At 63.0% G+C, this 12,081-nt stretch carries 11 protein-coding genes; all 11 read right to left on the bottom strand.

Features of this window, described 5'->3' with window-relative positions; all coding sequences use genetic code 11:
- Positions 1-136 precede the first annotated feature (136 nt).
- Entirely contained in the window at positions 137-283 is a 147-nt protein-coding gene (locus CFR80_RS19180) for a hypothetical protein (protein WP_010513779.1), read from the bottom strand.
- Positions 284-317: 34 nt separating this feature from the next.
- Positions 318-1,277 (bottom strand): heme o synthase, encoded by a 960-nt coding sequence (cyoE, locus tag CFR80_RS01265; RefSeq protein ID WP_010513780.1) that lies wholly within the window; start codon positions 1,275-1,277, stop codon positions 318-320.
- Positions 1,278-1,280: 3 nt separating this feature from the next.
- Entirely contained in the window at positions 1,281-2,645 is a 1,365-nt protein-coding gene (locus CFR80_RS01260) for a cbb3-type cytochrome c oxidase subunit I (RefSeq protein ID WP_258367711.1), read from the bottom strand.
- A 173-nt stretch (positions 2,646-2,818) separates the two neighbouring features.
- Positions 2,819-3,532, bottom strand: a complete 714-nt coding sequence (locus tag CFR80_RS01255; protein WP_010513782.1) for a class I SAM-dependent methyltransferase — start codon at positions 3,530-3,532, stop codon at positions 2,819-2,821.
- Positions 3,532-3,753 (bottom strand): hypothetical protein, encoded by a 222-nt coding sequence (locus tag CFR80_RS01250; RefSeq protein ID WP_010513783.1) that lies wholly within the window; start codon positions 3,751-3,753, stop codon positions 3,532-3,534. Before CFR80_RS01250 ends, CFR80_RS01255 begins: the two co-directional genes overlap by 1 nt.
- A gap of 4 nt (positions 3,754-3,757) precedes the next feature.
- A complete protein-coding gene (gene gshB, locus CFR80_RS01245; RefSeq protein WP_010513784.1) occupies positions 3,758-4,768 on the bottom strand; it encodes a glutathione synthase in 1,011 nt (336 codons plus the stop codon).
- Between the two features lie 111 nt (positions 4,769-4,879).
- Positions 4,880-5,416, bottom strand: a complete 537-nt coding sequence (gene greB / locus CFR80_RS01240) for a transcription elongation factor GreB (RefSeq protein WP_010513785.1) — start codon at positions 5,414-5,416, stop codon at positions 4,880-4,882.
- Positions 5,410-6,306 carry an aldose 1-epimerase gene (locus tag CFR80_RS01235; protein WP_010513786.1) on the bottom strand — a complete coding sequence of 299 codons (897 nt, stop codon included), beginning with the start codon at positions 6,304-6,306 and terminating at the stop codon, positions 5,410-5,412. The genes greB and CFR80_RS01235 overlap by 7 nt, the downstream gene beginning before the upstream one ends.
- A gap of 46 nt (positions 6,307-6,352) precedes the next feature.
- Positions 6,353-8,599: an excinuclease ABC subunit UvrB gene (gene uvrB / locus CFR80_RS01230; RefSeq protein ID WP_010513787.1), complete on the bottom strand. Its 2,247-nt coding sequence runs from the start codon at positions 8,597-8,599 to the stop codon at positions 6,353-6,355.
- Between the two features lie 70 nt (positions 8,600-8,669).
- Positions 8,670-10,061 carry an ABC1 kinase family protein gene (locus tag CFR80_RS01225; protein WP_029329359.1) on the bottom strand — a complete coding sequence of 464 codons (1,392 nt, stop codon included), beginning with the start codon at positions 10,059-10,061 and terminating at the stop codon, positions 8,670-8,672.
- Positions 10,042-11,895, bottom strand: a complete 1,854-nt coding sequence (locus CFR80_RS01220) for a M3 family oligoendopeptidase (protein WP_110507028.1) — start codon at positions 11,893-11,895, stop codon at positions 10,042-10,044. Before CFR80_RS01220 ends, CFR80_RS01225 begins: the two co-directional genes overlap by 20 nt.
- Positions 11,896-12,081: the final 186 nt, after the last annotated feature.

The following is a 12,081-nucleotide window of genomic DNA, read 5'->3' as shown; positions in this document are numbered from 1 at the left end:
GTACCGGAACGGAAAAGGCAGAGAGCAGGCCTATAAAGAGCCTGGGCGGGTATCCGCCTGGATGATGGAAAAACCGGAACCATGACCGGGCAGAACGCCCGATCGTTCTGCAGGTCCGGACCGGGGAATGTCCCGCCTAAATATGCGTAAGGCTGAGCGCGTACAGGATGACCGCCAGCGCCGAAAGCGTAATCGCCACGGCGCGGATGCGGCCCCTGTGTCGGCGCGCCGCCTCCTGCGCTTCCATCTGCGGTGTCACCTGAACTGTTATTGCCTGATCCATCTGCCCGAACTCCCTTATGGATGACACTGCCCGATCAGTGGGCAATAAAGGCATGGTCGGCCAGCAGACCAAGGAACAGGAAAAACAGGTAAGCCAGCGAATAGCGGAAGGACCGGCGTGCCGGACCGTCACCCGTCAGGCTGACACCACTGGCATCCTGCCGGTCACGCAGCACCCCGATGGCACAGTAAATGAACCCTGCTCCCAGAACAGTGGCCACCACGGTGTATAGCCAGCCCGCCAGATGCATGAAGGATGGCACCAGCGATACAGCGGTCAGGATGATCGTGTACCACAGTATCTGCCACCGCGTGTGCCGTGCCCCGCGCACCACCGGCAGCATGGGAATACCCGCCCGCCCGTAATCCTTGCACGCATACAGCGACAGCGACCAGAAATGCGGTGGTGTCCACAGGAAGATGATGCCGAACATCACCACCGGCATCACCGCCATGGACCCTGTTGCCGCCGCCCACCCGATCATGGGCGGGAACGCACCCGCCGCGCCGCCGATCACGATGTTCTGCGGTGTCGAACGCTTGAGCCACATGGTGTAGATGACGGCATAAAAGAAAATGGAAAACGCAAGAATGCCTGCCGCAAGGGCATTGGTGGCCAGCCACATCAGGATGACGGACGCAACCGACAGGCCAATGCCATACCCCAGCGCCGCATCCGGGCTGACACGCCCGTTGGGAATGGGCCGTGTTACCGTGCGCTTCATCACCGCGTCGATATCGCGGTCATACCACATGTTGATCGCACCCGCCGCACCAGATGCCATGCACACGCACAGGATGCTGACAGCCGCCACCAGCGGGTTCAGCGGCCCCGGCGCCATATACAGGCCAGCAGCCCCGGTGAACACCACCAGCGAAATGACGCGCGGCTTGAGCAGCAGCAGCCAGTCCCGCGCTTCCGTCCCGACGCGGGCGGCATCATAGGTAATGGGGGTAGGTTGCGCCGCGTCGGGCGTTGTGACTGCGCCGCTCATGCTTCATGCCTCTCCACGCGTGGGGGATGCAGACTGCCATTCAGGTGTCCGCGCCCCCGGTCCCCAGTAATTGGCAGGCAGCGACGTGCGGGGCTGCATGCCGACACGCACGACGATCCCGGCAAACACGACCAAGGACAGTCCCATCAGCACCGCGCCCATAACGCCCGGCAGGCCATGGAACGCCATAAGCGACAGGACCGTTCCCCCGACCGTCAGCCCGAAATGGACGCGGCTGGCGCCAACCGGGGCCACATGGCCCATCATCTTGCCAATCCAGTAATAGAAACCGGCAAACAGCGCGAACATGGCGGCATACAGCGTGGCCGCATGTACGTCGGCCATACCGCCGGGCAGCAGCGACATACCGGATCCCACCAGCAGCAGCGCCACGAACCCGGCCGCCCATTCCATGGGGACCGAGGCACGGACATGCCCCACCCGCACCGTACGCGCCCAGGCCACAAGAACCGCCAGCACCGGCAGGACGATCAGCCCGAGCTGGACAATGGCCGCAGGTGCCGCCATGCGGGCCAGACCGCCATGCAGCAGGTCATGTACCCACACTGAACCACCACCGATCGACATGACGACCAGCGCACCCAGCACCAGACGCGGCATCTGCAATGGCGCACCGGAAAATGTCTCGATAATCTGGGAAACGATCCCGATGGACGGCAGCAGCAGCAGCGCGATCTCGGGCCCGGCGAAAACATGCAGCAGACCATCGACCTGCCCGGACATGTCGTCCCCCGCCAGTATGATCCGCGTCAGGCCACCCGCCAGAACGGGCATGACCATGACAACCATCATGGCCGTCAGCGCCTGCGCCCAGACGAATACGGGCATGTCACGCAGGCGCTGGCCCATCGGCCCCATGTTCAGGACGGTGGCGACCATGTTGATGGCCTGCAGCAGCATGCCAAGGCTCCACCCCATCAGGGCGAACAGGGAAACCTGCGCGGGAACGGTGGGGGACAGCCCCACCAGCACGGCCACGAAACTGGCGGCAACCAGTCCCCACCCCATCAGCGCCATGCGCGGGAACGCCAGCGCGCGCGCGCGCAGCAGCAGCGGTACGAACCAGTTGCCAAATCCGCCAAACAGGGCAGGCAGAGCACAGAAGAACACCATCATCATGCCATGACGGCGGCCGATGCGTCCGGCGGCACCGGCGATGTCGCCCCCGGCCCATGCATCGGTCAGCGTCTGGGGCAGCAGGCCGACCTGAAGGCCCACGGCCAGCAGGCCACCAACCATTCCCGCCACAATCGCCATGACAAGGTACAGCATGCCGACCGTCCTGTAGCCACAGGCCCCATCAGCATTGCGCGCCTCACCTGCCCCGAACCGTGTGCCTGTGGGCATACGATGTACTCCCTGCTGCCATGCGCCGGTGTCTGGCATGGCCAATCGTTACCATGATTTCATCATATACCGCGCCTTATACACAAAAACGACCCTGTGGGCCGCTCCTGTGGTCGCGCAATCGTCATTTCAGCCCTGCCACAGGGACAGGGCTGGGCCACGTCCGCGCTGGCTTACGCCACCATGGGGCTGGCGGAACTGTCGGCCTCACGCGGCAGCGTAACCAGCGTGAACAGCCCGGCAGGGGGTACCGACTGCAGTGTCGCGCGCCGCAGGTCGGCAGGCGGCAGCAGGGATTCAATGGCGAAATCCGGGTGCCAGCCCAGCGAATGCGACGCCCGCGCCATACCGCGTTCAACCGCCAGCCGCACGCCACCCTGCGCCAGGAAGTGATTGACGAACAGGATATGCCCGCCCGGCCTGACCACGCGCTTGAGTTCCGCCAGCAGCGCACGCGGATGCGGCACAACGGAGGCAACGAACATCGCCACCGCTATGTCGAACGTGCCATCGTCAAACTTCGTTGCCTCGGCATCCATTTCCAGCAGGTCGTCCACATTGGACAGGTGCAGCCGCCTTACGCGCTGACGCGCGCGTTCCAGCATGTCGCCCGACAGGTCGATGCCGGTAATATGCTTGTCCTTGCGGTAATAAGGCAGCGCAAGGCCCGTGCCCACGCCCACTTCCAGCACCCGCGTGCCCGGCAGGCCGTTGACGGCTTCGACCGCCCGCTTGCGCCCGAAGGCGGAAATGCTGCCGAATACGGCGTCATACACGCTGGCCCAGCGGCGATACGCCGCCTTGACCGCCGCCGCATCCAGCGCGGATTTGGGAGAAGGTATTTCCACGACTTTTTCAGCGGCCTCATCGTGCAGAACGTCACTCATCAGGCTGCTCCCATGCCAAGGCCAAGGAAGACGGCGCATCCGGCCCGCTTCCGTGCTGCATCCGCCATGATCAAATCCGTCCCGTTCTGCTGCATTACAATTCCACCTGACCTGCCCACGCGCCATCCGGCCCGTGCAACCGTCTGCCATCCCTGTCCCATGCCATGCCACATGGCATGACAGCCACGACCATCGTGCCCGCCATGGACATCGTCTGCCAATTCCCTATGCGCCCGCGCCGCCTGTAGCCAGGCGGGACACGATCGCATCCCATATCAGGCCTGCGGTATTGATACCGTCAAAACGGTCGATTTCCTGCAGGCCGGTGGGGGACGTGACATTGATTTCGGTCAACCATTCACCAATCACGTCGATTCCCACGAAAATAAGTCCCTGTTCACGCAGCATCGGCCCGATCGTGTCACAGATCTCCCGGTCCCGCGCCGTCAGTTCCGCGCGGACCGGTCGGCCACCCACATGCATGTTGGACCGTGTCTCCCCTTCCGCCGGGATGCGGTCGATCGCTCCTACCGGCACGCCATCGACCAGGATGATGCGCTTGTCCCCCCTGCGCACGGCGGGTTCATAACGCTGGATCATCAGCGGTTCGCGCGAACGGGCGAAATGCATTTCCAGCAGGGCGTTCAGATTGGGATCATCCTCGCGGATGCGGAACACGCCCGCCCCCCCGTTGCCAAACAGCGGCTTGACGATGATGTCGCGCCATTTCGCGCGGAATTCCAGTATCGTCCTGATATCCCATGTCACCAGCGTGGGGGGCATGAGGTCGGGATAATGCGTGACCAGTATCTTTTCGGGCGCATTGCGTACTGCAGCGGGGTTGTTGACCACCAGTGCGCGGCCCGGGCCAACGCCATGAATATGTTCAAGAATATGGGTCGCGGTGATATAGGCCATGTCAAATGGCGGATCCTGGCGCATCAGCACCACATCCATGTCCGCAAGGTTGATGACCTGTTCCGGCCCGAACGTGGCGTGGTCACCCGCCTGGCGCCGCACCGTGACCGGACGGGCGCGGGCGGTTACGCGGTCGGTGCGCTGGCCGCCCTGTGGCGTGGTCCGTCCCTCGTTCAGGCTCAGGGCCTCGACCTGATAGACAAACAGTTCGTATCCCCGGGCCTGTGCCTCCAGCATCATGGCGAAGGTGGAATCACCATTGATGTCGATACCGCCAAGCGGGTCCATCTGGACAGCAACCTTCAGGGGGCGTGACATAGGCGGGCTTTCTCCACGCGGAACGGGACCGGTTCATGCCGGTGGCCATGGAACGGGGCCACCTGGGAACAAACGTCTTAATATGCCTTTGCGCCCACGGCCAGCCCCTTGTTACGGCGCGGATGGATAGGAAATGGCAAGGACCTCGATCATTTCCTCGCCACGCGGGGTCAGCAGACGCACCTCATCGCCCACGCCGGCGCGCATGAGCGCCCTTGCAACAGGGGAAACAAGGCTGATCTGCCCTGCCGCCATGTCCGCTTCATCCACGCCAAGGATGGTAACGGTCCGTTCCTCGTCGCGTTCATTTACATAGGTGACCGTCGCACCAAAAAATACCCGGTCGCGCTGCGGCTGGGCCGCCGGGTCGACAATGACCGCGTTATCAATACGTTTCGTCAGGAACCGGATGCGGCGATCAATTTCGCGCAGGCGGCGCTTGCCATACTGGTAATCGCCATTTTCCGAACGGTCGCCATTGCCGGCCGCCCATGACACGATTTCCACGATTTTCGGGCGTTCGTCACGCAGCAGGGCGGTCAGTTCGGTACGCATCGCCCCGATCCCGCCGGGTGTGATATAATGTGACAGCCCGCCCTTCACCGGCGTGCCGCCCCCTGTTGCGGCGTGCGGTCGGGCCTTCAGCATCGTGCCACCGTCATGCGGATATGTCCCTCCATCACCTGTCCCGGCGCAAGCACACGCACGCCACTATCGGCAATGGTGGTCCGGTTGAAGCCATCATTCATGTTACTGACCGGTTCAAGCCCGATATAGGGCTGTGCCGGGGGCGTAAACAGCACGAGGTGGGACAGGTCGGGGCTCCCCTCCATCGTCAGGGCATAACCCTCGCGCGGCCAGCGCAGGAAGGCGCTGCCCGACCATCCGGCGTAACAGTTGTCGATGGCGGCGTCCCCCGCGTCGCGCATACGGGCGAAGGACCACTCCCCCTCCGCCGGGATACGCAGCAGCGGCAGGTGGTCCGGACCGTTGGTCCATACGCTGCTGGCCACGAACCCCAGCTTCAGGCCCGAATGACGGGGGAAATAGGGGTGGAAACCCATGCCCACCGGCTGGTCGCGCGTATCGGTGTTTTCCAGCAGGATTCCGATCGACAGTCCCGCTTCATGCAGGTCATAGCGCAGCTGGGCACGATAGCTGAACGGCCATTGCCCGGCATGGGCCCCGGCCGGGGTGTGATCGAGGGCAAGCGTCGCGCTGCTATCGGACAGCAGCGCGATTCGCCACCGCCGCTGCCACCCGTTGCCATGAATGGCGCAGTCTTCCCCCGCAAAGCTGGGGGCAAGGTGATAGTCCACGCCTTCGAAACGGAAATGGTCACCCGCGATCCGGTTGGAAAACGGCACCAGCGGATACCCCGCCACCGCGCGCCCGTGCTGGGCCACAAGGTGCGGGTCACTGACGGGGCGGAGGAATTCCATGCCTGCCGCATTCCGCCAGAATGCGATACTGCCGCCAAGGTCGGGCAACAGGCCAAGGCTTGCGCCACCCGCACGCAGTTCCAGCGTGGCGGACATGCTCCGTTCCCGTTGTCCGGCGCAGGGCTGGGGCTGTCCGCCCGTCCTATCGTCCACGCCGCTTTCCCCTTCCCTTCACCTGATCGGGATCATAGCCGCCGCCACCCGGCCCCAGCGGCACCGGGCCACGGTTGCGCCGTGCAATGGCCTTCGGGCTGGTACCGGGGCGCCCCGCGCTTGATTGCGGCAGGGGCGGTGGCTCCATGCCCAGTTCCAGCGCTTCCAGCCTGCGGATTTCATCACGCAGGCGGGCCGCGGTCTCGAATTCCAGATCGGCCGAGGCCGCGCGCATCTTCTTTTCCAGATCGGCAATGGCGGCCTTGTAATCCTTGCCCACCATTTCCTGCACGCTGCCATCCGCGGTGGGGGTGACGGTAACGTAATCCTGCTCGAACACCGAGGATATGGCCTCCCCGATATGCTTGCGCACGGACTGCGGGGTAATGCCATGTTCCTCGTTCCACAGGCTCTGCTTTTCACGCCTGCGGGCGGTTTCCTCGATGGCGTAGCGCAGGCTGTCGGTCATCTTGTCGGCATACAGCAGCACGCGGCCATCCACGTTACGCGCGGCGCGGCCGATTGTCTGGATCAGCGACGTACGTGAACGCAGGAAGCCTTCCTTGTCCGCATCCAGAATGGCGACGAGCGAGCATTCGGGAATATCCAGCCCCTCACGCAGCAGGTTGATGCCGATCAGCACATCGAACGCACCCAGGCGCAGGTCGCGGATGATTTCGATACGTTCCAGCGTGTCCACGTCCGAATGCAGATAGCGCACGCGGATACCCGCCTCGTTCATGTATTCAGTCAGGTCTTCGGCCATGCGCTTGGTCAGCGTCGTGACCAGCACGCGTCCACCATCGGCAATGGTCTGGCGGCATTCAGCCAGCAGGTCATCCACCTGATGTTCGACGGGACGCACGATGGTGATGGGGTCGATCAGGCCGGTCGGGCGGATGACCTGTTCGGCGAACACGCCGTCCACACGCCGCATTTCCCACGGGCCGGGGGTTGCGCTGACAAATACCGTCTGCGGGCGGTAGGAATCCCATTCAGCAAAGGTCAGCGGACGGTTGTCGAGACAGGACGGCAGGCGGAAGCCGAATTCCGCCAGCACGGACTTCCGTGCATGGTCACCCCGCTCCATCCCGCCAATCTGCGGCACGGTCACGTGGCTTTCATCCACGATCAGCAGCGCATCCTCGGGCAGGTATTCAAACAGGGTTGGCGGCGGCTCGCCCGGCGCACGACCGGACAGGTAGCGCGAATAGTTCTCGATCCCCTTGCATACGCCCGTGGTCTCGATCATCTCCAGATCAAAGGTGGTGCGCTGCTGCAGGCGTTCGGCTTCCAGCAGCTTGCCTTCCTCGGTAAAGCGGGCCAGCGTTTCACGCAGTTCCTGCTTGATGCCGGTCATTGCCTGCGTCAGCGTCGGGCGCGGGGTGACATAATGGCTGTTGGCGTAAATGCTGATGGATTCAAGGTCGCCGGTCTTTTCACCCGTCAGGGGATCGAATTCCGTAATTTCGTCGATCTCGTCGCCAAACAGGCTGATCCGCCATGCACGGTCCTCGTTCTGAACGGGAAAGACGTCGATCGTCTCGCCACGCACGCGAAAGGTGCCGCGCTGGAACGCCGCGTCATTGCGGCGGTACTGCAGTTCCACCAATCCCCTGATCAGCCGGTCGCGGTCGATCTCGCCGCCGACCTCCAGCTTGACCACCATGCGCGAATAGGTCTCGACCGAACCGATACCGTAAATGCACGACACCGAGGCGACGATAATGACATCGTTGCGCTCCAGCAGCGCCTGTGTCGCGGCATGGCGCATGCGGTCAATCTGTTCGTTAATCTGGCTGTCTTTTTCGATATACGTATCCGACCGGGGCACGTAGGCCTCCGGCTGGTAGTAATCATAGTAGCTGACAAAATATTCGACCGCATTATCGGGAAAGAACTGCTTCATTTCCGCATAAAGCTGGGCGGCGAGTGTCTTGTTGGGGGCCAGCACCAAGGTGGGCTTCTGCGTCGCCTCGATGATCTTGGCCATGGTGAATGTCTTGCCCGACCCGGTCACACCCAGCAGGACCTGATCGCGCTCCCCCCCTTCCACGCCGCTGACCAGTTCGGCAATGGCCGTAGGCTGGTCACCTGCGGGTTCATAAGGGGAGTGGACCGTGAATTTATTGGTCTTGGGTTTTGCGGGCTGACGTTCGGGCTGGAACAGGACAGGCATGTCCGCCGGATCAATGTCAGTCGTCTTTTTCTTCTTGCTGCGCGATGCTGTTGCCATGGCTACAGACAGTGGGGACGCAACCGCCGTGGCGCAAGAGGCCGGTGCGGCCGGATCATCCCCATTTCCTTCAGTTCCGTGACCCGAGCGGCGCCGGCACCCGCGCGGCGCGCAGGGCTTCGGCCTGCCTGCGGGCCAGTGCGGCTTCGTTGAAGTCGCCCGCCAGTTCCTGAAACAGTTCGTGCCAGTTCACCCTGGCCTTCAGCCGCAGGAACACGCTGCCCAGCCCCACGGCGGAGCGGTCCACCAGCACGAATTCACGCGGGGGCTGCACGCCACCCGTGCGTTTCAGGCCGTTATAGACGCGTTCGGCCACGGCGCGGCCATATTGCGGGTCGTTGTCTTCCTGAATGAAGCGCTCACGGTCATCCAGCAGCGGACCATAGATGAAGCGCGCCCATTCGTTGAGCACCCGCATCGTATCGCGCGACAGGTTGGCGAAGCCCCATGCTTCATACGCATGCATCGCCAGATCCTCGTCATCCGTCTCGATCGCCTTATGCAGGTCGATGATGCCCTGCACGAAGCGCGAGGGGAAAATCCGGATGGCACCAAAATCCAGCAGGTTGATGCCGTAATCGTCGCGCACGGTGAAGTTGCCCATGTGCGGGTCGCCATGAATGACACCATACCGGTACAGCGGCGCGTACCACGCACGGAACAATGCGCGCGCCATGCTGTTTCGCTCCTCCTGCGTGGGATTGGCGTCCAGCACTTTCTGGATGCCCTGCCCATTGACCCATTCCATGGTCAGCAGGCGCTGGGTGCACAGCGCGTCTACCGGCCGGGGAATGGTGACATCCCCGAATTCCGCCAGCATCAGGTGGTACAGCCGCATGTTCGCGGCTTCCCGCAGGTAGTCCAGTTCCTCATACAGCCGGTCCTGCAGTTCTTCCAGCACGTCATCCTGACAGATGGTGCTGTCGAGTCTGTAGAACAGGTTGACCGCCATGCGGAACTGCTTGAGGTCGGATTCGACCGTCGATTTCATGTCCGGGTACTGCAGCTTGCACGCGACCTGCTGCCCGTCGGGCAGCACCGCGCGATGCACCTGCCCCAGACTTGCGGCCGCCGAGGCCTCGCGGCTGAAGGAGCGGAAATTGCGTTCCCAGTTCGGGCCAAGTTCGGCCGACATGCGGCGACGGACGAAGTTCCAGCCCATGGGGGGCGCATTGGCCTGAAGCTGCGCCAGTTCCTTGGCATATTCCTCGGGCAGAGCGCCGGGAATCGTGGACAGAAGCTGCGCGCCCTTCATGAGCGGCCCCTTCAGCCCGCCAAGGACGCTTTTCAGGTCCTCGGCATGGATGGTCTGGTTGGAGCGGAAGCCCATCTTGTGCCCGGCGATACGCGCGGCAATGCCGCCGACCGTGCCGGACGTGCGCACCATGCGGCGGAATTCACCAAACAGGCCGGTATTATCGATATTCCGTTCATCCGCCACGTCAGACACGCTCCAGTTCATCAATAAATCCGGCGATCACATCCAGCCCCTTCTGCCAGAAGCCGGGGTCCGCCGCATCCAGCCCGAAGGGGGCCAGCAGTTCACGATGCCGCAGGGTCCCGCCAGCCTTCAGCATGTCGAGGTACTTGTCCTGAAACCCCGGATGACCGGACCGGAACACCCCGTATAGCGCGTTTACCAGACAATCGCCAAAGGCATAGGCATACACGTAGAACGGTGAATGGATGAAATGGGGAATGTAGGTCCAGTACACATCATAATCTGGCGTGAAATTGAAGGCCGGCCCAAGGCTTTCGACCTGTGTCTGGCGCCAGATTTCCCCAATGCGCGCAGGCAGCAGTTCGCCCTTTCGACGTTCCTCATGCACCAGCATCTCGAAACGGTAGAAGGCGATCTGCCGCACGACCGTGTTGAGCATGTCCTCCACCTTTGCCGCCAGCATGAGCCTGCGACGCGCGGGGTCGCTCTGGGCATCCAGCAGGGCACGGAAGGTCAGCATTTCGCCAAACACGCTGGCAGTTTCCGCCAGTGTCAGCGGCGTGCTGGACATAAGGTAGCCCTGCTTTCCCGCCAGTACCTGGTGCACGCCATGGCCCAGTTCATGCGCCAGCGTCATCACGTCGCGCGTGCGCCCACGGTAATTGAGCAGCAGGTAAGGATGCACCGACGGCACGGTGGGATGTGCGAACGCCCCCGACGCCTTGCCCGGCACGGGGGGCGCATCAATCCATGCATGATCAAAAAACTGCTTCGCCACCGTGCCCATGCGCGGGTCGAAACCTTCATAGGCGGCCATGACCTGCTTCGTCGCCTCTGCCCACGGGATCAGCGGTTCATCCTGCGTGGTCAGCGGTGCGTTGCGGTCCCAGTATTCCAGTTTTTCCAGCCCCAGCCACCTGGCCTTCAGCGCATAATAGCGGTGGGACAGGCGGGGATAGGCCTCGGTCACGGCCTGCACCAGTGCGTCGACCACTTCATCCTCGACCATGTTGGCGCAGTTGCGCGCCGTCGTCGGACGCGGGTAATGGCGCAGACCGTCCACAATGGCCTTGTCCTTGGCCAGCGTGTTCGTGATCAGCGAAAACAGCTTCACGTTGCGACCCAGTTCATCACCAATGGCGTGGGCGGCATGTTCGCGCACCGTGCGATCGGGGCTGGACATGGTGTCCAGCGCGTTGCCCAGCGTGGTATCCGCACCGCCCACACGCACCCGCAGGCCGGCCATCGTCTCGTCAAACAGGCGGTTCCATGCAGCCGCCCCCGTGACGGACTTTTCATGCAGGACCGCCTCGACCTCATCGGACAGTTGATACGGACGGAACACCCGCAGGTCGCGCAGGAAAGGCGCCCAGTGCGCAAGGGCCGGGTCACTCATCTGCGCCGCCAGCGCATCATCGGAAATCCGGTTGAGCTCCAGCGTGAAGAACAGAAGATGCGTGGAAATGGCAGTCAGGCGTTCATTGATCGACTGCGCGAACCGCGCCACGTCGGAATCCGACGTATTGGCCGCGAACAGAAGCTGGGCATAGGAACCCGCGCGGCCCAGCACTTCATCAATCCGCTGGTATTCGGCAATAGCCTGCGCCAGTTCGCACCCCGGCACGGCCGCCAGCCGCCCCTGCCATATGCGTGAAAAGGCCTGCGCGTCCTCATCCGCCTGATCAAGGTCGGTTGCCAGCCGCACCGAATCCGGCCCGTCATACAGGTCCGACAGATCCCAGCGCGGCAGACCGGCCAGTGCGGGTGCGCCGCCTGAGGGCTGGCCTGCATCCCCATGCACGGGGGAAATGCCGGCAGCACCGGCCTGGGGGGCGGAAAAATACGCTTTGGACATAGATCGAGCACCAACCATCAGATCGGGCGAAGCCTGCGCACCTGCGCCTGCCCCGCGATTCCCAATGTGATGAATCTAGTGCGTCCCGACGCGCTGCGCGACCCCGCCCATCGATATTCTGCCCTGAATACAGATGGAGCCGGACAGTCCTGCCCGGCTCCATCACGCACATGCAATAGTGAAATC

Source organism: Komagataeibacter oboediens (assembly GCF_003207815.1).
GTDB lineage: Bacteria > Pseudomonadota > Alphaproteobacteria > Acetobacterales > Acetobacteraceae > Komagataeibacter > Komagataeibacter oboediens.
Note: the sequence above shows the minus strand (reverse complement) of the source record. Positions and strands in the feature narration are given on the sequence as shown.